Genomic DNA, 22981 nt, shown 5'->3' on the forward strand with positions numbered 1-22981 from the left:
GACGAATCGCACTGTCGCGCCACGTGTCGAGGCTAATGCCCCCCTTCGTCGGAAGTGCGCTCGTGCTGCGGTAACGTGACCCACGTCTTCAAGAAACCTTCGGACCAGTAGTAGGTGCCCCTTGCCTGTGTCTTTGAGCCCATCCTCTCGGCGTACGCGCCGTGGAGTCGGTGCCATCGGACTAACCATCGCCGTCGTGGCTCTCTCGGCCTGCAGTGCGGTCGGTGTCCACACCGACCCCAAAAACGGGTACCTCCCAGAGGGGGTCACGGAGGAGGCCCAGATCGTGGAGAACCTCTGGATCTGGGCCTGGGTCGCGGCGCTGGCCGTCGGCGTGCTCGTCTGGGGGCTGATCCTCTGGTGCATGACGGCCTACCGCCGGCGCAAGGACGACGACGGCTCGCTGCCGATCCAGCTGCAGTACAACGTGCCGCTGGAGATCCTCTACACCGTGGTTCCCATGCTCATGGTGGGTGCGCTCTTCTACTACACCCAGGACGCCACGACCAAGCTGAACGACGTCTCCCAGGAGCCCGACCAGACGATCAACATCGTCGGCAAGCAGTGGAGCTGGGACTTCAACTACATCGACGAGGATGTCCACGAGGCTGGCCAGATGGCCGTGCTCGACGGCAAGGTGGGCGCGGAGAAGGACCTGCCGACCCTCTACGTGCCCAAGGGCGAGCGCGTCGAGTTCGTCCTGACCTCCCGCGACGTCATCCACTCCTTCTGGGTGCCTGCCTTCCTCGAGAAGATGGACGTCAACCCGGGCATCGTCAACCGTTTCCAGGTGACGCCGACCCAGACCGGCACCTTCCAGGGCAAGTGCGCAGAGCTGTGCGGCGCCTACCACTCGCAGATGCTGTTCAACGTCAAGGTCGTGGAGCCTGCTGAGTTCGACAAGCACATGGCCGACCTCAAGGCCAAGGGCCAGACCGGTCTGCTCGACAACGGCCTCAACCGCGAGAAGATCAACCCGCGCGATCAAGACCTCCTGGGCAAGGACGACTCCGCGCGAACCTCCGAGGAGAACTGATGTCGACCGTATCCGGCGCACTCGCCAGGAGCACGACCGAGGCCGAGGTCTCGGAACGCACGATCGCGAGGCGTGAGAAGGCGGGCTCGCAGTTCTTCCGCTACATCACGACGACCGACCACAAGGTCATCGGCAACCTCTACATGGTCACCAGCTTCGTGTGGTTCCTCCTCGGAGGACTCATGGCGCTGGTCATCCGGCTCGAGCTGTGGGCTCCCGGCCTGCAGGTGGTGGACAACCCCGAGCAGTTCAACGAGATGTTCACGATGCACGGCACGATCATGCTGCTGCTCTTCGCGACGCCGGCCTTCGCGGCCTTCGCCAACGCGCTGATGCCGCTGCAGATCGGCGCCCCCGATGTCGCCTTCCCGCGGCTGAACATGTTCGCCTACTGGCTCTACCTCTTCGGCGGCATCATCGCTGCTGGTGGTCTGCTCACCCCCGGTGGCGCGGCCTCCTTCGGCTGGACCGCCTACACCCCGCTGTCCGACCCGACCTACAGCCCCGGCATCGGTGGCGACCTGTGGGTCTGGGGCCTGGCGCTCAGCGGATTCGGCACGATCCTCGGTGCCGTCAACTTCATCACCACGATCATCTGCATGCGCGCGCCCGGCATGACGATGTTCCGGATGCCGATCTTCACCTGGGGCATCCTGATCACGTCCGTCCTGGTCCTCATGGCCTTCCCGGTCCTCGCGGCGGCCCTGATCGGCCTCGGCGTCGATCGAAGGTTCGGCGGGCAGATCTTTGACGCGGCCAGCGGTGGAGCACTGCTCTGGCAGCACCTCTTCTGGTTCTTCGGGCACCCAGAGGTCTACATCCTCGCCCTGCCGTTCTTCGGAGTGATCTCCGAGATCCTGCCGGTCTTCTCCCGCAAGCCGATCTTCGGCTACAAGACGCTGGTCTTCGCGACGATCGCCATCGCGGCCCTGTCCGTCTCCGTGTGGGCGCACCACATGTACGGCACCGGCCAGGTCTTCCTACCCTTCTTCGCGATCATGACGATGGCGATCTCGGTACCGACCGGGGTGAAGTTCTTCAACTGGATCGGCACGATGTGGGGCGGCAAGCTCGTCTTCGCCACCCCGCTGGTCTGGGCGATCGGCTTCCTCGTCACCTTCCTCTTCGGCGGTCTGACCGGTGTCATCATGGCCAGCCCCGCGCTGGACTTCCACATCACCGACACGTACTTCATCGTCGCGCACTTCCACTACGTGCTCTTCGGCACGATCGTCTTCTCCTTCTTCGGCGGGCTGTACTTCTGGTGGCCCAAGCTCACCGGAAAGATGCTCGACGAAGGTCTGGGCAAGCTGCACTTCTGGCTGCTGTTCGTCGGCTTCCACATGACCTTCCTCATCCAGCACTGGCTGGGAGTCGAGGGCATGCCGCGCCGATACGCGGACTACATGCCGGAGGACAACTTCCAGCTCGCCAACCAGATCTCCACGGTCGGCTCGCTCATCCTGGCGGTCAGCTTCCTGCCCTTCTTCTACAACGTGTGGAAGACTCACGTGAGCGCGCCCAAGGTCGAGGTCGACGACCCGTGGGGCTACGGAGGCAGCCTCGAGTGGGCGACCTCCTGCCCGCCGCCGCGGCACAACTTCACGTCGATCCCGCCGATCCGCTCCGAGCGCCCGGTCTTCGACATGAACCACCCTGAGTACGCACCGGCCGCGATCCGTTCGCGCTTCGCGCACGACACGGCCGCCGTCACGGCCACGACCGATGGTGAGGGCACCCGATGAAGACCGAGGTTCAGTTCTTTGGCTTCATCGGCGTGTTCTTCGCCTTCGTCTGCGCGCTCTACGGTTTCTGGACCGACTGGGTCGAGCCCGTGGGCTGGGTCGCGCTCGGCCTGAGTGCCGGCCTCTGCTTCATGATCACCTTCTTCCTGTGGCACACCGGACGCAAGCTGCCGCTGCGCCCGGACGACGACGAGGACGGCGAGATCGACCAGATCGCTGGCGCGTACGGCGCCTTCTCGCCCTTCTCGTGGTGGCCGCTGTGGCTCGCCCTGTCGGGCGCGCTGGTCTTCCTCGGTGTGGCCGCGGGCCTGTGGATCTCCGCCTTCGGTGCGATCCTTGGTGTCTGGGCCCTCTGCGGGTGGGTCTTCGAGTACTACTCGGGTGAGCACGCGCACTGATCTGGCGCGTACACTCGCCTGAAGGGGCCACGGACCACGGTCCGGGCCCCTTCAGTGCGTCCACGGCGGCGATCCCGCGTGGAGCCTCGTCTCGTCCTTCTGGGGGAATGTTCTCGTGATTGTCGTGCTGCGCCGGCTGCGGATCCTCGGGCTGGCGGTCGTGCTCGCGCTCCTGGTGGCCGCGTGCGGCAGTGGCGACGACGGGTCCCCGACGGGTTCGCGGGGCCAGGGCTCGGCGAGCGAGTCCTCGACGACGCCGGACAAGCCCCCTGCAGAGATCAAGGTCAGCCCGGCCGCGGACACCACCGAGGTCATGCCCGACGCTGTCGTGCACGTGCAGGTGATGCGCGGCGACCTGGGCAAGGTGTCGGTGACCACTGATGCAGGCGACGAGCTCGCAGGCAAGGTGTCCGGCCAGGCGTGGTCCTCGACCGCCAGGCTGAAGCCGGACACGAGCTACACCGTCGCTGTCACCGCAGCCGGTCCCGAGGGCGGGGAGAGCACCCAGACCTCGACCTTCACCACGCACAAGCCGGCGATCACGGCGACCTACGGCATCGTGTACAACCAGCAGACCGTGGGCGTGGCCATGCCGGCCAGCATCCAGTTCGACTCGGTGGTGACCGACGCCGCCTACCGCAAGAAGATCGAGCAGGCCGTCTCGGTGACGACCACCCCCAAGACCGAGGGGTCGTGGGGATGGCTCGACAACCGGCAGCTGATGTGGCGCCCCAAGGACTTCTGGGCCCCCGGCACGACCGTCACGATCAACGCCCCTCTCACCGGCTTCCAGACCGGTGAGGACAAGTGGGTGGCCGAGGACCTCTCCGGTTCGATGACCATCGGTCGTCAGCAGATGAGTCGCGTCGACATCGACAAGCACCAGATGACCGTCTCCCGAGATGGCGCGACGATCAAGACCTTCCCGGTGAGCAGCGGCAAGCCCGGCAAGGAGACCGAGACTCGCTCGGGGATGAAGGTCGTCATCGGCAAGCAGCGCGAGATGACCATGGACTCCGCGACCATCGGCATCGACAAGGGCGAGCCCGGGTACTACAAGGTCGACACCAACTTCAACGTCCGCGTGACCTGGACGGGGGAGTTCGTGCACTCAGCGCCGTGGTCGGTGGGCGCGCAGGGCAGCACCAATGTCTCGCACGGCTGTGTCAACATGGCGCCCTCGGCGGCGAAGTGGTTCTACGACAACTCCTTGCCGGGTGACCCGGTGGACTTCGAAGGATCCGCACGTCAGTTCAAGCCGACCGAGGGCATCGGCGTGTGGCAGTTCGACTATGCACACTGGCAGCAGCAGAGCGCACTGGTCTGACCGAGTTCACGCTCCGGCTCGGGCGCCTAGCCCCAGCCGAGCTCGTGGAGGCGCTCCTCGTCGATCCCGACGTGGTGACCGGCCTCGTGCACGATGGTGATGGTGATCTCCTCCCGCAGCTCCTCGAGGTCCTGACACATCCGCGTCAACGGCCCTCGGAAGAGCACGATGCGGTCGGGGAGCGCACCAGCCCACATCCCGTCGCGCTCGGTCAACGGGACGCCGAGGTAGATCCCGAGCAGCTCGCCGTTGTCCTCAGCAGACAGCTGCGGGTCGGCGTGCTCGAGCCCTGGCTCGTCCTCGACGAAGAAGGCGACGTTGTCGAGCATCGCGAGGAGCTCTTGAGGGACCTGGTCGAGGGCGTCGCTCACCGCCAGCTCGAAGTCCTCTTGGCTGATCTCGACCATCTCAGGTCACCTCCGGTGTGAGTTGCTGCACCGGTACCGACCGTGGGGGGCGGGCGGTCCGGCGGTACAGGTGGAACAAGGCGATGCCGAGGGCCAGCAGCCCGAGGCTCGTCGCGGCGAGCCCGGCGAGCGTCGTCGCCGCGATGGGTACGACGACGGCGGTGAGCGTGGCATTGAGCAGCAGCATCAAGAAGGTCGAGACGGAGGCCGCAGTGCCCCGGGCGTGCGGCACTGCGTCGAGCAGGGCCAGCTGGTAGACCGGCAGGGAGATCCCCGTCCCGAAGGCGATGGCAGTGGGACCCACCACCGCCCAGGGGAGTGATGCGGTGCCCGGCAGGAGGGCAAGTCCGAGCCCCAGGACCGCGCCGGTCAGGGCGACGGCCTGACCGCTGATGATCAGGCGGTCCCCGCTGACCCTCCCGGCCAGACGGCTGTTGGTGAAGGACCCCAGGATCATCCCGGTGACCATGGGGACGAAGAAGACCCAGAAGTCCTGGGCTCCCTTGCCCAGCAGGGAGACGACGAAGATCGGCGCTGCGCCGATGTAGAGGAACTGCCCGGCGAAGGAAAATGCCGAGGCGGCCGACAGCACCTGAAAGCGTCGCATCCGTACGACCGCCATGACCCCGCCGATGATGGAGCGCAGGTCCATGGGCGTTCGTCGCTCCGGAGGGTGGCTCTCGGGGAGCAGCGCGAGGACGGCTATGGCGATGAAGGCGCCGAAGCCGCTGAGGAACCAGAAGACCAGTGGCCACGGCCCCGAGAGGAGCAACCAGCCCCCGATGATGGGCGCGAGCGCGGGCGCGATGCCGAAGATCATCGCGATGGTGGCCATCAGGCGTTGGGCCCGGGCTCCCTCGAAGAGATCACGCACGACCGTGCGCGAGACGATCGTCCCGGCACCGGCCGACATCCCCTGCAGCACGCGGAAGGCCAGGAGCACGGGCAGCGAAGGGGAGAGCGCGCACCCGATCGAGGCCAACGCGTAGACGGCGGCGCCGGTGACCATGACCGGTTTGCGGCCGACCGCGTCGCTGAGGGGCCCGTGGAAGAGGCTCATCACCGCGAACGCGCCCAGGTAGGCACTCACCACCAGCTGCATCGATGCGTCCGAGGCGGCGAAGTCCTCACCCATTGCCTGGAAGGCAGGGAAGGCCGCGTCGATGGAGAACGGGCCGAACATGCCGAGCAGCGCCAGCAGGACCGTGGTGACGGCCAAGGGCGTTGTCGTGACGAGGGGAGAAGAGCGAGGGCTGGGCATCTCGAGACATCCTCGCACCGCGGGTGTCGGGGTATGACGCAGGCCCCGGAGGATGTCCTCCGGGGCCTGCGTCGTGGTGTCCGACCGAGGTCAGTGAGTGGAGATCTTGTCTCCGGACTCGATGGCCTCGTGACCGTGCTCGTGGTGGGCCGCCTCGAGCTCGGCCGGCGAGACCGGCTCGACCGCGCCGTCGAAGTAGAAGGAGTGCAGCTTCGCGCGCAGCTTGTTCTTGCGCGCACCCTTCTTGTTCGCGACACCATTGGCGTCCACGGTCGAGGTGAGCTCCAGCGGGGGAGTCTCCTCGTGCTGGACGAGGGTCCAACGCGTCTGCTCGTCGACGGGCTCGTGGACCTCGTGGAAGTCACCGGCGGCACCGCGCTCGAGGCGTCCGGTCTCACGACCGTGGAGCACGAGGTCGCGGTCGTGACGCTGCAGGCTCAGGCAGATCCGCTTGGTCGCCCAGAAGGCGATCACGGGCCCGACGAAGGTCAGCACGCGCAGGATCCACGTGATGTCGTTGATCGACATCCCGAACTTGATCGCGATGATGTCGTTGCTCGCAGCGAACATGAGCACGCCGTAGAGCGTCAGTGCAGCCATACCGAGGGCAGTGCGCGTCGGGACATTGCGCGGGCGGTCGAGCAGGTGGTGCTCGCGCTTGTCACCGGTGACCCAGGCCTCGATGAAGGGATAGGCCATCATGCCGCCGTAGAACGCGGGGATCACCAGCAGAGCACCGATGATGACCGGGAACGCCCAGGTGAAGCCGAAGGTCTCGAACTCCATGAAGCCCGGGAGCAGACGCAGCGCCCCGTCCGGGAAACCCATGTACCAGTCAGGCTGTGCGCCGGCCGTGGTGGCGTTGGGCTCGTAGGGACCGTGCACCCAGACCGCGTTGATCTGCACCAGTGCGGAGATCAGGGCGATGCCACCGAAGACGATGAAGAAGAAGCCACCGGCCTTGGCCGCGTACACGGGCATCACGGGGAAGCCGACGACATTGTCGTTGGTCTTGCCCGGGCCCGGGTACTGCGTGTGCTTCTGCAGCGCGACGAGGACGATGTGCACCGTGAAGAGCGCGATGAGCAGCGCCGGCAGCAGCAGGATGTGGACGGAGTACAGGCGCGGGATGATGTCATCGCCCGGGAAGGTGCCACCGAAGAGGCCGTAGCTGAGGTAGCTGCCGATGACCGGCGCAGCGACCATGAAGCCCTGCGCAGCGCGCAGACCCGTACCGGACAGCAGGTCGTCCGGGAGGGAGTAGCCAGCGAAGCCCTCGACGAGCGCCAGGAGCGACAGGACGCAGCCGATGATCCAGTTGAGCTCACGCGGCTTGCGGAAGGCGCCGGTGAAGAAGACGCGGAGCATGTGCACCGACAGGGCGACGATGAAGAGCAGCGCCGACCAGTGGTGGATCTGCCGGATGAGCAGACCGCCCTTGACGTCGAAGGAGATGTCGAGCGTCGAGGCGTAGGCCCGGGACATCTCGACACCCTGCAGGGGCGCGTAGCTGCCCTCGTAGGTGGTGTGGGCCATCGACGGGTCGAACCAGAAGGTCAGGAAGACCCCGGTGAGCATGCACACGATCATCGAGTACATCGCGATCTCACCGAGCATGAAGGACCAGTGGTCGGGGAAGACCTTCTTCATGAGGTACCCGACGCCCTTGGCGGCGCCGGTCCGGTCATCGATCCAGCCAGCGACGCCGCCGACCTTCTTCAGGCCGGGGGAGGCGGGCGCCACGGCAGGTGCGTCATCTGCACGCAGCGCGTCAGCGGGACGGGTGTTGGCGGTCACGATCAACCACGCTCCCAGAAGCTCGGGCCGACAGGTTCCTGGAAGGGCTGCTCGGCGATGAGGTAACCCTCGCTGTCAACGCCGATCTTCAGCTGCGGCAGGGGGTGCCCAGCAGGACCGAAGATGACCTCGCAGTCGTTGGTCACGTCGAAGGTGGACTGGTGGCAGGGGCAGAGCAGGTGGTGCGTGGTCTGCTCGTAGAGACCGACGGGGCAGCCGACGTGGGTGCAGACCTTGGAGTAGGCGACGATGCCCTCGTAGCCCCACTCGCGGGCCTTGCGGCCCTTGTCGGTCTCCTGGAAGTCCGTGGGGTTCAGGCGCATGAGCAGGACGGAGGCCTTGCTCATCTCGTTGAGGATGTCGTCGTGCAGCTCGAGGAGCCCCTCGGGCTGGATGTGGAACACCGAGCCGATGGTGACGTCGCTGGGCTTGATCGGCGTGTCCTCGGGGTCACGGTGCAGGCGCAGCTTCTTCGGGACGTACTTGCCGTCCTTGCCCTTCTCGCCGTTCCAGAAGGTCACGGAGAGGTCATTGCGCGGGAGCGGGCCCATCGAGCCACCCAGCTGGATGAGCAGCGGCAGGGCGAAGAGACCCATCGCGGCACCGAAGGTCGCCTTGAGCAGGGGGCGTCGCGTCAGCTGCGAGCTCTCGCCACCCTCGAGCATCGTGTCGACGAAACCCTGACGGTCCTCGTCGCTCGAGCGCATCGGGTGACGCATCTCGACGACCTCGGTGTCGGGCATGAGCGTCTTGGCCCAGTGCACGGCACCCAGGCCGATGCCCAGCAGGCTGAAGGCCAGACCCAGTCCGAGGAGCAGGTTGGACAGGCTCATCTCGTTGGTGAAGGGCACCCAGACCTGGGTGCGCACGTCGACCATGAAGTAGGCCACGAGGAAGAGCACCGTGCCGAGGATGGACAGGATGAAGAGGATCGCCACCTGACCCTCGGCGCGCTTGGCCGCCTTGTCGTCGAGGTCGGCATTGCGCAGCACGTGGGGGGGCAGCCCGGGGTTGGCGAACCGCTCCGGGATACCACCGGAGCCCTGCACGTGGCCCTGGTCGAGGCGTACCGGCTCAGAGCCGATGGGCTCCTCCGGCTGTGCCCCCGTCGGGGTGTGCTCACTCATCTGTCGTCGGTCCTGTCTGTGTGGCGATGGTCAGTGTGGATCAGGCGGACTTCTGGCCGAGCCAGACGGCGATGCCCACGAGGAGGCCCAGACCGATCGTCCAAATGAAGAGTCCCTCGGGCACCGGGCCGAGACCGCCGAGGGGGTTGCCGCCGGGGTTGCCGGCTTCCTGCTGGGCGTCGAGGTAGGCGATCACGTCGCGCTTGGACTCGGGGTCGATGTTGGCGTCGTTGAAGACCGGCATGCTCTGCGGGCCCGTCTCCATCGCCTCGTAGATGTGCTTGCCCGTGACGCCGGTGACGGGCGGGGCGTCCTTGCCGCGGGTCAGGGCGCCACCGGCGCCGGCGCTGTTGTGGCACATGGCGCAGTTGACGCGGAAGATCTGGCCACCCTTGCCCGGGTCACCCTTGGAGGCGTCGGTGTACTCCGAGTCGGGAACTGCCGGGCCGGGGCCGAGCGAGGCGACGTAGGCGGCGATGTCGGAGATCTCCTCGTCGGAGAACTTGACCATGCCGCCGGACTTGGCCTGGACCCCGGGCTCGGTCATCGGCATGCGGCCGGTGCCCATCTGGAAGTCGACCGAGGCGGCACCCACGCCGGCCAGGCTGGGCCCGACCTCGTTGATGCCCAGGCCGTTGGCGCCGTGGCAGGTCGCGCAGTTGGCGATGAAGAGCTTCTTGCCGCTGGCCACGCTGTCCGCGGCGGTGACCGAGGCCTGCGCCTGCTTGGGGGCCACGGCGGCGTAGGCGGTGCCGGTCACGAGGAGCCCGAGCATGAGCAGCAGGGCAATCGCCGCAGGGTGACGGCGAGAGAGGGTGGGCATGGAAAGTCCTGTCCTCTTGGGTCGGGGGGATCGGGGCGAAGGGCGACGCATCGAGATCATGCTCCGAGGAGGTAGATCGCGGCGAAGAGCGCGATCCACACGACGTCGACGAAGTGCCAGTAGTACGAGGTGACGACGGCACCGGTCTGCTGGGCGTGGCTGTAGTCACGGGTGGTGTACGTGCGGCCGATGATCAGCAGGAAGGCGATGAGGCCACCCGTGACGTGGATGCCGTGCAGGCCCGTGGTGAGGTAGAAGATCGAGGACCAGGAGTCCGTCGAGATCGTCACGCCCTCGCTGACGAGCGTGGCGTACTCGAGGATCTGACCCGAGACGAAGATCGCGCCGAAGATGTAGGTGAGGATGTACCACTCACGCATGCCCCAGCCGGCGACGTTCAGCAGGGAGCCGGTACGCGACTTCTGACCGTGCTCGGCCCTGAGGACACCCAGCTGGCACCACACCGACGAGACCACGAGGATCAGGGTGTTGGCAGCCGCGAAGGGCACGTTGAGCAGCGCGATGTTGTGCTCCCACAAGTCGGGTCGCATCGACCGGACCGTGAAGAAGATCGCGAAGAGCCCGGCGAAGAACATCAGCTCGCTGGACAGCCAGACGATGGTGCCGACAGACACCATGTTGGGTCGGCTGACCGGACCCATGGAGGGGTCGGCGACGGAGTGCCCGGACACGGTTGAAGGCATAGAGGTTGCAGTGGCCACGGGCCCATTATGTCTATAAGTCCGGGCGGTTGTGCGCCACCCCCCTCCGCGAGTCTCGTGACCCCCCTCACCGCTACGATCTTGCGCATGACCGGTACCCCCCAGCAGACCCCTTCCGCCTCCGCGTCCGACGCGCACGTCGGGGCCGGGGCACGCGACGTCGTTTCGGTGCAGGTCCTCCTGCACAGCGACAACATCACCACGCGGGACGCCGTGCGTGCGGCCATCGGCCGTCGCCCCGCCAAGGATGTCGAGATCGCAGGGTGGCGTGAGTGTGCGACAGCGGACGCCGTGATCGAGGCCGTCGAGGCCGGCGGCATCGACCTCCTGGTGCTCGACGGCGAGGCGGCCAGGCTCGGCGGCATGGGTCTGTGCCGTCAGCTGAAGTCCGAGATCCACCAGTGCCCCCCGGTGCTCGTGCTCACCGGCCGGCCGCAGGACGGGTGGCTGGCGACCTGGTCGATGGCCGACGCGTCCGTGCCGCACCCTCTCGACCCGATCACCCTGGCTGACGCGGTGGCCGACCTCGCCCGAGGCGTGTCCCACCGATGACCGCGACGGGCACGCACACCTGGCCCGCCGTCCTCACCACGCTTCTCTCAGGGCACGACCTCTCGTCGGACGAGACGTCATGGGCCATGCGCGAGATGATGTCCGGCGACGCGGCCCCGGCGCAGATCGCCGGGTTCCTCGTGGCGCTGCGGGCGAAGGGGGAGACCGTCACCGAGCTGCGGGCGCTGGCTGATGTCATGCTCGAGCACGCGCTGCCGATCGACGTGGCCGGGCCGACCCTGGACATCGTGGGGACCGGCGGGGACATGGCCGGCACCGTGAACATCTCGACGATGTCCTCCATCTGCATCGCCGCGACCGGCGTCCGGGTGGTCAAGCACGGCAACCGGGCCTCGTCGTCCAAGTCCGGCTCCGCCGACGTCCTCGAGTCGCTGGGTGTCAACCTCTCCCTTCCTCCCGAGGCGGTCACGAGCGTCGTGGACGTCGCGGGCATCACCTTCTGCTTCGCGCAGACCTTCCACCCCTCCTTCCGGCACACGGCGGCCCCGCGGCGGGACCTGGGGGTCGGTACGGCACTCAACGTGCTGGGACCGATGACCAACCCGAGCCGTCCGACCTACTCGGTCGTGGGGGTCGCCGACGAGCGTGTGGCGCCCCTCATGGCCGGTGTCTTCGCCGATCGCGGCACGGACGCCCTGGTCTTCCGCGGTGACGACGGGCTCGACGAGCTGACGGTCGCCGACTCCTCGCACGTGTGGTGGGTCGCGGGCGGTCAGATCAGCGAGCTCACCCTGACGCCGGAGGACGTGGGCCTGCAGCGCAGCCCGCTCGACTCCCTCCGGGGTGGGGACGCGGACTTCAACGCCGAGGTCGCTCGACGGCTCTTCGCGGGCCGGACCGGCCCCGTGCGGGACGCCGTGGTCCTCAATGCAGGCGCGGCGGTCGCCCTGTCGCAGTCGGGTGCGCAGCTGCCGGCCGACCCGATCGCCGCGATCCGTGGGGGGATGGACACGGTCGAGGCGGTCCTGGACTCGGGCCGTGCCGCCGAGCAGCTCGACCGGTGGGTCGCGGCGACACGCGACGCCAGCCCTGCCTGAAGGGGCAGCACAGGGGATGGTCGACCATCCCTGGGTCTGCCGCTCTGGCCCGGGGGTTACTCCAGGCCGATGCTGAAGGCTGCGTCGAGGTCGTGCTTGCTGTAGGCGCGGAAGGCGATCTGGGTCGAGGTGTCGACGATGCCGTCGACCTTGTTGAGTCGGCCGGCGATGACGTCGTCGAGGTCCTCGTGCTGGTGCACGCGCACCATCGCGATCAGGTCGGCGTCCCCGGCGACGGAGTAGACCTCGCTGACGCCGTCGATGCCGGCGACGGTCTCGGCCACCTCGGGGATGCGTGCGGTCTCGGCGTGGATGAGGACGATGGCAGTGATCACGAGGCCCACCCTAGAGCAGGTGCCAGCTCCTTGTGGGCGGCTGCAGCGCCTCCGACAGGGCAGGTCCACTCGCCCTCGATGTCGACCAGCCGGGTCCCCTCGGCCTCGAGCCAGCGCAGGACGAGCTCGGTCTCCTCGGGCAGGGCGCTGGTGCCCGGACCGGTCGGCGGTGCGACGACCTCGGCGCAGGCGCGCAGGGCCGCCACGTAGGGCATCGGGTCGGCGCCGGCGGGGGAGTTGGAGCTGGCGGCCAGACGCCCGTGGCGCACGCAGACCAGGTCCCAGCCTCCTCGTGGCGTCCGGCGGGCGGCGATGATCTCGCTCGCCTCGCGCACCGGGGTCGCCCGCTGACTGCGCGAGGTCGCCCGGACGAGCGCGCCGAGCCGATCGCGCAGGGCAGCGGCCTCCTCGTAGCGCTCGTCCTCGGAGAGGGTGTGCAGGCGCTCGCGCACCATGGCGACGGCCGGACGTGAGTCGCCGACGAGCACCCGGACGGCGTCGGCCACCGTCACGGCGTAGTCCTCGACCGTCGCGGCACCGGTGCACGGCGCCGCGCAGCGGCCCATGTCGGCCAGGGCGCACGCCGAGGTCGCACGAGTGGGGGACAGGCGGGTCAGGCACTGCCGCAGCGGGACCGCGTCGTACAACGCGGCCGCGGCGTCCTCGGCCGAACGACGGGTGCCGAAGGGACCCGCGTAGGCCAGGTCGTCAGGGCCGACGGAGCGGACGATCGACAACCGGGGGAAGGCCTCGTCGGTGAGCTTGAGCCACCACACCTTGTCGGGGCGACGCGAGCGACGGTTGTAGCGCGGCTGGTGCTGGGCGATCAGCCGCAGCTCACGCACCTGGGCCTCGAGGGTCGTCGCGCAGACGATGGGGGTGATCTCGGTGGCCAGATGGACCATCTCGCCCATCCGTCGGCGCTGCTCGGAGGCCGTGAAGTAGTTGCGCGCCCGCGCGCGGATGTCGACCGAGGTGCCCACGTAGAGCGCCTCGCCGCGATCGTCCTTGAAGACGTAGACCCCGGGGGCAGAGGGCAGTCCATCGGCCAGGTGCCGCTTGCGGCGAAGGTCGTCGCTGACCCGCGAGCTGTAGGAGCTGAGCTCCTCGAGGGTGTCGACGCCGACGGACCCGAGCCGCCCGATCAGGCCGTGCAGGACGTCGACGGTCGCCCGGGCGTCGTGCAGGGCCCGGTGGTCGGGTGTGGTCGCCGCACCGAAGTATCGGGCGAGGGTGCCCAGCTTGTGGTTGGCGACCTCGTCGCGCGAGACGACCTGACGGGCCAGCCGCACGGTGTCGAGGACGGCCGGCCCGGGCCAGCGCAGGTCGTGGGCCGAGCAGGCCGCCTTGAGGAAGCCGATGTCGAAGCCTGCGTTGTGCGCGACGAGGACCGCTCCCTTCGCGAACTCGAGGAAGCTGGCCACGGCCTCGGCGGTGCGGGGTGCGTCGGCGACCATCGAGTTGGTGATGCCGGTGAGCGACTGGATGAAGGCGGGGATCGGCTCGCCCGGGTTGACGAAGGTCTGCAGCTCGCCGAGCTCGACACCCCCGCGCACCTTGACGGCGCCGATCTCGGTGATGCCGCAGTCGCGAGCGGAGCCACCCGTGGTCTCGAGGTCGACCACGACGAAGGTGACCTCGGCCAGTGGTGTGCCGAGATCCCCGAGTCTGTCCTGGACGATCTCCATGTCGCTGACGTTAGGCGGGGCCACCGACAACGACCGGGAGGCGCGGCGTGGCAGCCTGAGGCCATGCGATCGATGGACGACCTGGCCGATGTCCGCGACTTCTACCGTGACTTCGCCGACCGTGAGGCGAAGGGGGAGTCCCTCACCTTCCAGAGGTGGGCGGCCGGTGTGGCGCAGGACCCTGAGGTCCTTGAGCTGCTCTCCGGCCTCCCGGTGCCCAAGCGCCAGCCCAACCTCGTCTTCGCGGCGGCGCGGTGGCACGGCGCGGTGACGTCGGCGGACCCCGACTACGCGGACCTGCGCACCGTCCTGCTCGAGGACTGGCCGGCCGTCCGCGAGACGATCCTCGCGCGCTCCACCCAGACCAACGAGGTCGGACGGTGTGCGACGCTGCTCCCCGTGCTGGCCGGCCTCGAGGGGCCGCTCGCCCTCGTCGAGGTCGGCGCCAGCGCCGGGCTGTGCCTGCACCCCGACCGCTGGTCCTACCGCTATGTCGATGCCACGGGTGCGCAGGTCGCCCGACTGGACCCGGCCGGCGGGGCCTCCCCGGTCGTGCTCGACTGCACCGTGCGAGGACCGCTCCCGTTGCCCGCCGCGATCCCCGAGATCGTCCACCGCGGCGGGGTGGACCTCAACCCGCTCGACCTGGCGTCCGGTGACACGGCGGACTGGTTGCAGACGCTGGTGTGGCCGGAGCACGAGGACCGCCGCGCACGGTTGGCCGCTGCGTGCCGCGTCGTCGCCGGCCACCCGGTGGACATCATCCGTGGAGACCTGCTCACCGGCCTCGACGAGGCCGTGGCGCGAGCCCGTGAGGCAGCACCCGAGGCGACGGTCGTCATCTTCCACTCGGCCGTCATCGCCTACCTGGACGAAGGGGGCCGCGACCGCTGGCCCGGCATCGTCGGCGCCGTGGTGCAGCAGGTCCGCGACGACGGGGGCCGCGCCCACTGGATCAGCAACGAGGGCGCCCGGGTGCTGCCGAGCGTGAGCGCCACGGCCGGGTGCGCGCAGACCGGGCCCGACTTCTGCCTCGCTCTGGACGCTCGTGCGCTGGGGTGGAGCCACGCGCACGGGAGGCACCTCACCTGGTGCTGACGGGAGGGCTGTCGGGGGTGACTCCTAGCGTTGTCGGTGCCGGGATGGACCCGGTGACGACGAGGAGGTGACGGACATGGCCCGTCGACCCGGAGCACCACTGATGATCGACTGCGGAACCTGCCCGGTCCAGCACGTCGGCTGCGCCGACTGCATGGTGACCGCGTTGGGGTCGCCGACCGCTCTCGCCGACCCCGGGCTGGCGACGCAGCTGCCGCTGGACCGTCGCGAGCGCGAGGTCGTCTCGCGCCTGGTCGCCGCCGGGCTGGTGAGCGCCGAGACGGCGAACGAGGCCCGTGCAGTGCACGAGCCTCGTTCGGGGTACGACGAGCTGCGGAGGTTCGCGGGCTGAGCCCGCACCGGATCAGCTGCCGTAGAGGGCTTCGACCTCGTCCTCGAAGTCGCGCATGATGATGTTGCGCTTGAGCTTCAGCGAGGGCGTGAGCGTCCCGTTGTCCTCGGTGAAGTCCTCACCCAGGATCGAGAACTTGCGGATCGACTCCGCCTTGGACACGGCCTTGTTGGCGTCGTCGACAGCGCCCTGGACCGCCGCGAGGACGGTCTCGTGGGTGCGCGCCTGCTCGACGGTCAGGCTGCCGAGGCCGATGTTGGCGGCCCAGCCCGGCAGCATCTCCTCGTCGAGCGTGACGAGCGCCGCGATGAAGGGCTTGCCGTCACCGACGACGAGGCACTGGCTGATGATCGGGTGGGCGCGCAGCCGGTCCTCGAGGACACCGGGGGCGACGTTCTTGCCGCCCGCGGTCACGAGGATCTCCTTCTTGCGGCCGGTGATCTTCAGGTACCCGTCCCGGTCGAGCTCGCCGAGGTCGCCGGTGCGGAACCAGCCGTCCTGCAGCGCATCGAGGGTGGCCTGCTCGTTGTCGTGGTAGCCCTTGAGGACGTTGACGCCCTGGATGAGGATCTCGCCGTCGTCGGCGATCCGGATGGAGACGCCGGGCAGCGGGGGACCGACGGTGCCGATCTTGACCTTCTCCGGGATGTTGACGGTGGCCGGCGCCGTGGTCTCGGTGAGGCCGTAGCCCTCGAGGATGGTGACGCCGATCCCGCGGAAGAAGTGGCCCAGGCGCGTGCCGAGCGGGGCGCCGCCGGAGACGGCGTACTCGACCTTGTTGCCCATCTTGGCCCGCAGAGTGCTGTAGACGAGCTTGTCGAAGACGGCGTGCTGGACCTTGAGCTTCAGCGGGAGCTTGCCGGTGTCCTGGGCCTCGGACCAGGCGATGGCGACGTCGGAGGCGCGAGCGAAGATCTTGCCCTTGCCGCCGGCGGTCGCGGTCTCGTTGGCCTTGTTGTAGATCTTCTCGAAGACCCGGGGCACCGCGAGGATGAAGGTCGGCTGGAAGGCCTGGAAGTCGTCGAGGATGTTGGCGATGTCGGCGCTGTGGCCCATGCGTCGGTCGGCAGTGATGGCCAGCACCTGGATGAAGCGGGCGAAGACGTGCGCCAGCGGCAGGAAGAGCAGGGTCGAGGCCTCCTCCTTGTTGAGCACGTCGCCGAGCTTGGCGATGGCGTTCTCGGCCAGACCGAGGAAGTTCTCGTGCGTCAGCTCGCAGCCCTTGGGACGACCCGTGGTGCCCGAGGTGTAGATGATCGTGGCGATCGAGTCACGACCCTGGGCGTCGATGCGCTCCTGCAGCTGCTCCTCGGTGACGTCGGCACCGGAGGCGTTGATCGTCTCGAGGTCACCGTTGTCGATGACGAAGACCCGCTCGAGACTGCTGACGTTGGCGTCGGCCTCCTCGGCGACGGAGGCGTGCTTGACGGTCTCCACGACGAGGAACTTGGTCCCGGAGTCCTTGACGATCCACTCGACCTGCTCGGCGGAGCTCGTCTCGTAGATCGGCACCGGCACACCGCCGGCAGTCCACGTGGCGAAGTCGAGCACGGTCCACTCGTAGCGAGTGCGAGCCATGATCGCCAGCCGGTCGCCGACTCCCAGACCCTGGGCGATCAGGCCCTTGGCGAGGGTGCGGACGTCGGTGTTGAACTGAGCGGTGGTGATGTCGCGCCAGGCGTCCTGCTCCTTCACGGTGAAGGCCACCCGCTGAGGGTTCTTACCCGCGTTACGCCCCGGCAGGTCCGCCAGGGAGTCGTTGGGGTCGCCCTCGATGAGTCGGGGCATCACGCTGTCGTTCACGGGATCTCCTTCGTTCGCCGTCCCAGCCAGCCTCAACCGAAGGCTGGCCCGCGCACGAGACTACCTGTGGGCACGCGTGCCCCATCCTGACGAACCCGTGACGGTGACCATATTCTTCGCTGACGTCCACCCCCGTCGAGAGGTCCTCGTGCTCCTTCGTCATCGCCGCCCCATGATCGACATCGTCGACGAGAGCTATGTGCGAGCCGAGCCGCAGGCCGTGCGCGCTGAGCTCGACGTGCCCGGCGTGCTCGACGGGCTGTGGCCGGGGCTCCAACGCCAGACCGTGCAGGACCGAGGGGCGAAGGGGGTGCGCTGGCTCTGCGCGGGCGAGGTCGAGGGACGTCTGGAGATCTGGTTGGAGGCGTCGGGTGGCGGGACGATCGTCCACCATTTCGTCCACGGCCGGAGTCAGGGTTCTCCTGCCCGGTGGTCGAAGGTCCACCGTCGGCGGTGGAAGCAGGGACTCAACCAGATCAAGGATCGACTCGAGGGTCGTTCGCGATAGTGTCGCCCGCATGGCCGACAGCACCCGCTCCAGCATCCTCGTCGACGCCTCGCCCGGCGAGGTCCTCGACATCATCGCCGACCTCGAGGCCTACCCGGACTGGGCCAAGGAGATCAAGAAGGTCGAGATCCTCTCCGAGGACGGTGACGGATGGCCCGACCAGGCGGTCTTCACCCTCGACGCCGGGGCGATCAAGGACACCTACACGCTCGACTACGCGTGGGACGTCGAGGAGGACGGGGTCGGCGTCGCGTCGTGGACCCTCGTCTCCGCCACGATGCTCAAGGCGATGGACGGCTCGTACACCCTGGTGGCGAAGGGGGACGGTACCGAGGTGACCTATGAGCTCACGGTGGACGTCAAGGTCCCGATGCTCGGCATGCTCAAGCGCAAGGCCGAGAAGGTCATCGTCGACACGGCGCTGCGCGACCTCAAGAAGCACGCCGAGGCCTGAGAGGACCGTGCGAGCCCACCTCGTCGTCGGAGGAGGCGACCACAGCAGCGCCGTCACCGCCGAAGTCGTGGCCGCGCTGAGGAACCGTCAGCCGGGTGCGCGGCCCTCGAACCTCGAGACCCCCGTCGACCCGGTCGTCCTGGCGATCGACACCCACCTGGACCGGGTCCTCGCGGCTCTCGACCTGCCCGCGCCTGTCGTGGCCGATCTGATCGCCACGATCTTGCCGAGGGACCTGCCACAGCTGCTGCGCCTGGCGCGCGAGATCGCTCAGGCGCAGACGGCCGGCCACGACCTGGTCGTGGACGTCGACATCGAGGTCGCTCGACTCCTCGACGTCCCGCAGCGCGTCGCGCGTGCCTTCGCCGCCTTCGTCCCCGTCGTCGGCCGGTGGGAGGTCCTCGTCGCACCGGAAGGCATCGGGGCACTGCCGATGCCCGACCCGCCGGTCCTGGCCGCCCTGCGTGAGGGGGCCGAGATGCTCGATGGCCTCGACCGTGCGCTCGCCGACCCGATGGTGACGAGCCTGCACCTGGCCGCCCCCGACGGACCGGTCGGCGCAGCCCGTCGCGCCGACGCCGAGGTCCTGCTGGCCCTCATGGGGCGCACGCTCACCGCGGTCCACCCCGTGAGCGGTGCCGGGGTCGAGTACCTGCCCGCCCCCTCAGCCGACTCCGGCCCCCGCGTGCAGCGTGACGACGACCGCTGGGTCCTGCAGATCGACGTCCCCGGTGTGCGGGCCGCAGACCTCGAGCTCGTGCGTCACGACGACGAGATCGTCCTGGGCTGCGCCGGCCGCACGCGGCGGGTGCTGCTCCCTTCGGTCCTGCGACGGTGCGAGATCGAGCGCGCAGGGGTCGCCGGCGGCGTGCTCACCCTGTCGATGGCGCCCGACCCGGCGGTGTGGCCCCGTGGTTGACCAGAACGAGCCGCTCGGGGGGCCCGAGGAGATCGTCGTCCAGCTGCTGCGGGTGCTCTCCGAGGTCGACCTCGAGGCCCTCGGTGACGACCTGCGCGGACTGGACACGGCCACGGCCCAGCGCGCCATGACCGGTGCCAGCCTCCTTGCGGAGGCACTGACCCGGGCCACCCTGGGCTCGGAGACCGTGGCCGACGCGCTCGGGACCGAGTTCGGTGGGCCGGCGAGCCACGTGCCCCATCGCGAGCGGGGCCAGCGGATCACGATCCACGACGACGAGGTCGCGACTGCGACGACCGATCACGCGAGCGAGGCCTGATGGACCAGCACGACGACCACCGCACGGCCATCGGCATCGACATCGGTGGCACCAAGATCGCCGGCGCCCTGGTCGACGGTGCCGGTCGGATCACCCACCGCGAGCAGGTGGCGACACCCGCGGACGACACGACCGCCATCATCGAAGCCACGGCGCAGCTCATCACGACCCTGACGGCGGCGGCCGAGGGCGAGATCCAGGGCGTGGGCATCGCGTGCGCCGCCTTCGTCGATGCCCGCGCCGGCCATGTCTGGTTCGCGCCCAACCTGCCGTGGCGCGATCTCGACCTCGCGGCCGAGGTCTCCTCCCGAGTGGGCCGTGAGGTCGTCGTCGAGAACGACGCCAATGCCGCGGCCTGGGGCGAGTACCGCTTCGGCGCGGGCAGCGACTGCGACGACATGCTCCTGGTGACCGTCGGGACCGGCGTCGGCGGCGGCTGCATCAACGACGACCGCCTCATCCGCGGCGCCTTCGGGATCGGCGGCGAGATCGGCCACGTGGTCCTCGACCCGAGCGGCCCCCGCTGCGGGTGCGGCAATCTCGGCTGTCTCGAGGTCTTCGCCTCGGGGACGGCACTGGTGCGCAATGCCCGCGAGCTCGTCACCTCGCCCTCACCCCTCGGGGAGGCCCTGCGCGCCCGCTGCGGCGGTGACCCCGATGCCCTGACGGGTCACGACATCACCGAGCTCGCCCGCGAGGGCGACGGTGCCTCGGTCGAGCTGCTCGACGAGCTGGGCACCCGCCTCGGACAAGGGATCGCCTCGATCTGCGCCGTGCTGGACCCGGGCCGTGTGGCCATCGGCGGCGGTGTCGCCGACGCCGGCGACCTGCTCGTCGGCCCGACCCGCACCGCCTTCGCCAAGCACCTCATCGGCCGGGGGCACCGCCCTTCGCCCGAGATCGTCGTGGCCACGCTCGGCAACGACGCAGGCATCGTCGGTGCCGCCACGATCGCCCGGGAGGGCCGCGCATGAGCACGAGCATCGGTATCGACATCGGCGGGACCAAGGTCTCCGGCGGCGTCCTCGACGAGGACGGTCGCATCCTCGTCCGCACGCGGCGCGACACCCCGGACCGGTCCAACGCTCCCCGGGTCGTCGAGGACACCATCGTCGAGGTCATCGAGGAGCTGCTCGTCCAGGCCGACGCCGAGGGTGTCGAGCGCCCCGTCACGGTGGGTGTCGGCGCGGCCGGCTTCGTCGCCGCGGACCGCTCGACCGTCGTCTTCGCGCCGCACCTCTCCTGGCGCAACGAGCCGCTGCGTGAGGCTCTCGGCAAGCGGCTCGACCTGCCGATCTCCATCGACAACGACGCCAATGCCGCCCTGTGGGCCGAGCACCGCTTCGGTGCAGCGCGCGGAGCCAGCCACGCCGTGATGATCACGCTCGGGACCGGCATCGGGGGAGCGATCCTCGTCGGCGGCCAGCTGGTGCGCGGCCGCTACGGCATCGCGGGGGAGTTCGGGCACATGCAGGTCGTCCCCGGCGGCCAGCGCTGCGAGTGCGGCAACCGCGGCTGCTGGGAGCAGTACTCCTCGGGCAATGCCCTCGTGCGCGAGGCGCGTGGCCTGGCCATGGCCAACTCGCCGATGGCCACCGACCTGCTCGCGCACGTCGGCGGCGACCCGGCCTCGCTCACCGGCCCGATGATCACCGAGGCCGCGCGCCACGGTGACGCCACGGCCACCGAGCTGCTGGCCGAGATCGGTCACTGGCTCGGCGTGGGCATCGCCAACCTCGCGGCCGCTCTCGACCCCGAGGTCTTCGTCATCGGTGGTGGCGTGAGCGCGGCCGGGGACCTGCTCCTCGGCCCGGCCCGTGACACCTTCGCCCGTCAGCTGCCCGGTCGTGGGTACCGGCCGGCCGCCACGATCGTCGCGGCCCGCTTCGGTCCGGACGCCGGGCTCATCGGAGCGGCCGCGCTGGGGGCCGAGGAGCAGATGTGAGCCTGCGCGTCGCCTCGTACAACCTGCGCGCGCTGCAGGACGACATCGCGGCACTGGCCCGGACGGTCCGCGTCATCGATCCCGACGTGCTGTGCCTGCAGGAGGTGCCCTGGCTCGGGCCGACCAACCACCGCATCGCCGACTTCGCCCAGCGCTGCGGTCTCGTGTGGTCCGGTCGTAGCCAGCGGGCCGGCCAGACCAGCGTCCTGACCAACCAGCGCACCAACGTCCTGGCGGTGACCCATCACCGCCTGCCCACCCGTTCGTGGCGCGATCGGCGAGGGTTCGCGGTGACCCGGGTGGCCCCCTTCGGCCGCACGTCCGTCTCGGTCGCGAGCGTCCACCTCGGTCTCGACGCCGACGAGCGGCTCACCCACGCCCGGCAGATCATGGAGCGGCTCTCCGCGGTGCCGGGGCCGGCGCTGCTCGCCGGTGACCTCAACGAGCAGTCCGACGGCGCGGCCTGGCAGCTCTTCGGCTCGTCGATGCAGCCGATCAGCCCACTGGTCCCGACCTATCCGTCCGCGTCGCCCGACCGCGTGCTCGACGTCGTCTTCGCCACGCCCGACGTGACGGTGCTGCCGCACCGGGAGGTGCCGTGGGTGTGGGAGGACCTCAAGGCCGCCACCGATCACCGACCGGTGTGGGTCGACATCGAGACCTCGCCCCTGGCCGACCCGACGGTGCCGCGCTCGGGGGAGTGAGCGACGGGGTCAGACCCTCGCGCCGTTCGAGGGGTCGTCGTCCCGGTCGTGCGGCTGGCGGATGACCAGACAGACGAAGCCACCGATGATCGCCCCGGCGACGAGGAAGGTCACCCAGCTGCCGACGTAGGGGCGGGCGATGGCCAGCCAGAGCAGTCCGAGGATGCCCAGACCCAGGCCCAGGAGCGCGCCCCAGAAGAGCCGGTCCGTCGCGGGCGGCAGGGGAGCAGGGGGAGGCGGTCGGAAGCCCTCGTCGTCGTCCGCAGAGCCGGGGTCGTCGTCGGAACCCATCAGGGCGTCGGCAACCGAGTTGGTCGGGTCCACCCGCCACGGGACGTCGTTGCGCTGCGGGTCGACCGGCCGCGGGGGAGGGAAGGTGCCGTGCACCCCGGCCGTGGTCTGTCGTGGGCGACGCGGCGGGGTGTCGAGAGGGGAGGGCAGACGGTCGTGGGCGGGCTGGTCCTCGTCGGACGTCGGCTCGTCCCAGCGCGCGACCATCGCCTCGAAGGCCGTGTCGACATCGCGGTCGTCGGGCTGCTGCCGCTCGGTCATCTGCTGTCCGCCCATCTGACGCCGTCATCGCCTGGTGGACATCCTCGCACG

The 22981-nt window shown here is 69.2% G+C and carries 25 protein-coding genes; 15 read left to right on the top strand and 10 right to left on the bottom strand.

Translation table 11 applies throughout. From position 1 onward, the window contains the following. Nucleotides 1-127 precede the first annotated feature (127 nt). The 4 genes from ctaC (at nucleotide 128) to ASG73_RS10840 (ending at nucleotide 4506) form a co-directional block, all read left to right on the top strand. Entirely contained in the window at nucleotides 128-1036 is a 909-nt protein-coding gene (gene ctaC / locus ASG73_RS10825) for an aa3-type cytochrome oxidase subunit II (protein WP_442905371.1), read from the top strand. Beyond that, nucleotides 1036-2781: an aa3-type cytochrome oxidase subunit I gene (gene ctaD, locus ASG73_RS10830; RefSeq protein WP_156466258.1), complete on the top strand. Its 1746-nt coding sequence runs from the start codon at nucleotides 1036-1038 to the stop codon at nucleotides 2779-2781. The genes ctaC and ctaD overlap by 1 nt, the downstream gene beginning before the upstream one ends. Further along, nucleotides 2778-3179 (top strand): cytochrome c oxidase subunit 4, encoded by a 402-nt coding sequence (locus tag ASG73_RS10835; RefSeq protein ID WP_055994736.1) that lies wholly within the window; start codon nucleotides 2778-2780, stop codon nucleotides 3177-3179. Before ctaD ends, ASG73_RS10835 begins: the two co-directional genes overlap by 4 nt. A gap of 115 nt (nucleotides 3180-3294) precedes the next feature. Next, nucleotides 3295-4506: a L,D-transpeptidase gene (locus ASG73_RS10840; protein WP_235499431.1), complete on the top strand. Its 1212-nt coding sequence runs from the start codon at nucleotides 3295-3297 to the stop codon at nucleotides 4504-4506. A 26-nt stretch (nucleotides 4507-4532) separates the two neighbouring features. Here ASG73_RS10840 and ASG73_RS10845 read toward each other — a convergent pair whose 3' ends face one another. From ASG73_RS10845 to ctaE, 6 genes are all read right to left on the bottom strand, one after another. After that, a complete protein-coding gene (locus tag ASG73_RS10845; RefSeq protein WP_055994739.1) occupies nucleotides 4533-4913 on the bottom strand; it encodes a metallopeptidase family protein in 381 nt (126 codons plus the stop codon). 1 nt (nucleotide 4914) lies between these two features. After that, nucleotides 4915-6132, bottom strand: coding sequence for a multidrug effflux MFS transporter (locus tag ASG73_RS10850; RefSeq protein ID WP_055994742.1), 1218 nt, complete (start codon nucleotides 6130-6132; stop codon nucleotides 4915-4917). A 132-nt stretch (nucleotides 6133-6264) separates the two neighbouring features. Beyond that, the gene (gene qcrB, locus ASG73_RS10855) at nucleotides 6265-7971 is read right to left on the bottom strand and encodes a cytochrome bc1 complex cytochrome b subunit (RefSeq protein WP_055994745.1); all 1707 of its coding nucleotides are present in this window, start codon (nucleotides 7969-7971) and stop codon (nucleotides 6265-6267) included. A 2-nt stretch (nucleotides 7972-7973) separates the two neighbouring features. Further along, nucleotides 7974-9098, bottom strand: coding sequence for a cytochrome bc1 complex Rieske iron-sulfur subunit (gene qcrA / locus ASG73_RS10860; RefSeq protein ID WP_055994749.1), 1125 nt, complete (start codon nucleotides 9096-9098; stop codon nucleotides 7974-7976). Between the two features lie 40 nt (nucleotides 9099-9138). Beyond that, nucleotides 9139-9921 carry a cytochrome bc1 complex diheme cytochrome c subunit gene (gene qcrC, locus ASG73_RS10865; protein ID WP_055994752.1) on the bottom strand — a complete coding sequence of 261 codons (783 nt, stop codon included), beginning with the start codon at nucleotides 9919-9921 and terminating at the stop codon, nucleotides 9139-9141. 56 nt (nucleotides 9922-9977) lie between these two features. Then, nucleotides 9978-10625 carry an aa3-type cytochrome oxidase subunit III gene (gene ctaE / locus ASG73_RS10870; protein ID WP_055994755.1) on the bottom strand — a complete coding sequence of 216 codons (648 nt, stop codon included), beginning with the start codon at nucleotides 10623-10625 and terminating at the stop codon, nucleotides 9978-9980. Between the two features lie 105 nt (nucleotides 10626-10730). Here ctaE and ASG73_RS10875 point away from each other — a divergent pair, with 105 nt between their 5' ends. Both ASG73_RS10875 and trpD read left to right on the top strand, forming a co-directional pair. Beyond that, a complete protein-coding gene (locus ASG73_RS10875; protein ID WP_055994758.1) occupies nucleotides 10731-11195 on the top strand; it encodes a response regulator transcription factor in 465 nt (154 codons plus the stop codon). Continuing rightward, nucleotides 11192-12253: an anthranilate phosphoribosyltransferase gene (gene trpD, locus ASG73_RS10880; protein WP_055994761.1), complete on the top strand. Its 1062-nt coding sequence runs from the start codon at nucleotides 11192-11194 to the stop codon at nucleotides 12251-12253. Before ASG73_RS10875 ends, trpD begins: the two co-directional genes overlap by 4 nt. 56 nt (nucleotides 12254-12309) lie before the next feature. Here trpD and ASG73_RS10885 read toward each other — a convergent pair whose 3' ends face one another. Both ASG73_RS10885 and ASG73_RS10890 read right to left on the bottom strand, forming a co-directional pair. After that, entirely contained in the window at nucleotides 12310-12588 is a 279-nt protein-coding gene (locus ASG73_RS10885; RefSeq protein WP_055995983.1) for an Lrp/AsnC family transcriptional regulator, read from the bottom strand. Then, complete coding sequence (locus tag ASG73_RS10890) at nucleotides 12585-14276, bottom strand: DEDD exonuclease domain-containing protein (protein WP_055994764.1); 1692 nt, start codon at nucleotides 14274-14276, stop codon at nucleotides 12585-12587. The genes ASG73_RS10885 and ASG73_RS10890 overlap by 4 nt, the downstream gene beginning before the upstream one ends. A gap of 63 nt (nucleotides 14277-14339) precedes the next feature. Between ASG73_RS10890 and ASG73_RS10895 the strand changes: the two genes are divergently transcribed. Both ASG73_RS10895 and ASG73_RS10900 read left to right on the top strand, forming a co-directional pair. Then, the gene (locus ASG73_RS10895) at nucleotides 14340-15374 is read left to right on the top strand and encodes a DUF2332 domain-containing protein (protein WP_055994767.1); all 1035 of its coding nucleotides are present in this window, start codon (nucleotides 14340-14342) and stop codon (nucleotides 15372-15374) included. A gap of 76 nt (nucleotides 15375-15450) precedes the next feature. Further along, nucleotides 15451-15726: a hypothetical protein gene (locus ASG73_RS10900; RefSeq protein WP_235499432.1), complete on the top strand. Its 276-nt coding sequence runs from the start codon at nucleotides 15451-15453 to the stop codon at nucleotides 15724-15726. Nucleotides 15727-15738: 12 nt separating this feature from the next. On the opposite strand, the gene ASG73_RS10905 is transcribed toward ASG73_RS10900, so the two are convergent. Next, on the bottom strand, nucleotides 15739-17529 hold the full coding sequence (locus ASG73_RS10905) for an AMP-dependent synthetase/ligase (protein WP_055994773.1): 1791 nt from the start codon (nucleotides 17527-17529) through the stop codon (nucleotides 15739-15741). A 97-nt stretch (nucleotides 17530-17626) separates the two neighbouring features. On the opposite strand from ASG73_RS10905, the gene ASG73_RS10910 reads away from it, so the two are divergent. Genes ASG73_RS10910 through ASG73_RS10940 form a run of 7 tightly spaced genes read left to right on the top strand, consistent with a single transcriptional unit; the run spans nucleotide 17627 to nucleotide 22378 of the window. Further along, complete coding sequence (locus ASG73_RS10910; RefSeq protein ID WP_156466259.1) at nucleotides 17627-18037, top strand: hypothetical protein; 411 nt, start codon at nucleotides 17627-17629, stop codon at nucleotides 18035-18037. 10 nt (nucleotides 18038-18047) lie between these two features. Beyond that, nucleotides 18048-18491, top strand: a complete 444-nt coding sequence (locus tag ASG73_RS10915) for an SRPBCC family protein (RefSeq protein WP_055994779.1) — start codon at nucleotides 18048-18050, stop codon at nucleotides 18489-18491. Nucleotides 18492-18498: 7 nt separating this feature from the next. After that, nucleotides 18499-19410 carry an ArsA family ATPase gene (locus tag ASG73_RS10920; RefSeq protein WP_055994782.1) on the top strand — a complete coding sequence of 304 codons (912 nt, stop codon included), beginning with the start codon at nucleotides 18499-18501 and terminating at the stop codon, nucleotides 19408-19410. Beyond that, nucleotides 19403-19729, top strand: a complete 327-nt coding sequence (locus ASG73_RS10925) for a hypothetical protein (RefSeq protein ID WP_055994785.1) — start codon at nucleotides 19403-19405, stop codon at nucleotides 19727-19729. The genes ASG73_RS10920 and ASG73_RS10925 overlap by 8 nt, the downstream gene beginning before the upstream one ends. Then, nucleotides 19729-20703 (top strand): ROK family protein, encoded by a 975-nt coding sequence (locus ASG73_RS10930; protein WP_055994788.1) that lies wholly within the window; start codon nucleotides 19729-19731, stop codon nucleotides 20701-20703. The genes ASG73_RS10925 and ASG73_RS10930 overlap by 1 nt, the downstream gene beginning before the upstream one ends. Continuing rightward, on the top strand, nucleotides 20700-21674 hold the full coding sequence (locus ASG73_RS10935) for an ROK family glucokinase (RefSeq protein WP_055994790.1): 975 nt from the start codon (nucleotides 20700-20702) through the stop codon (nucleotides 21672-21674). The genes ASG73_RS10930 and ASG73_RS10935 overlap by 4 nt, the downstream gene beginning before the upstream one ends. Continuing rightward, a complete protein-coding gene (locus ASG73_RS10940) occupies nucleotides 21671-22378 on the top strand; it encodes an endonuclease/exonuclease/phosphatase family protein (RefSeq protein ID WP_055994793.1) in 708 nt (235 codons plus the stop codon). Before ASG73_RS10935 ends, ASG73_RS10940 begins: the two co-directional genes overlap by 4 nt. Before the next feature lie 9 nt (nucleotides 22379-22387). On the opposite strand, the gene ASG73_RS10945 is transcribed toward ASG73_RS10940, so the two are convergent. Continuing rightward, nucleotides 22388-22930, bottom strand: a complete 543-nt coding sequence (locus ASG73_RS10945; protein WP_156466260.1) for a hypothetical protein — start codon at nucleotides 22928-22930, stop codon at nucleotides 22388-22390. Nucleotides 22931-22981 lie beyond the last annotated feature (51 nt).

This window comes from Janibacter sp. Soil728 (assembly GCF_001428305.1).
In the GTDB taxonomy this organism is placed as follows: Bacteria; Actinomycetota; Actinomycetes; order Actinomycetales; family Dermatophilaceae; genus Janibacter.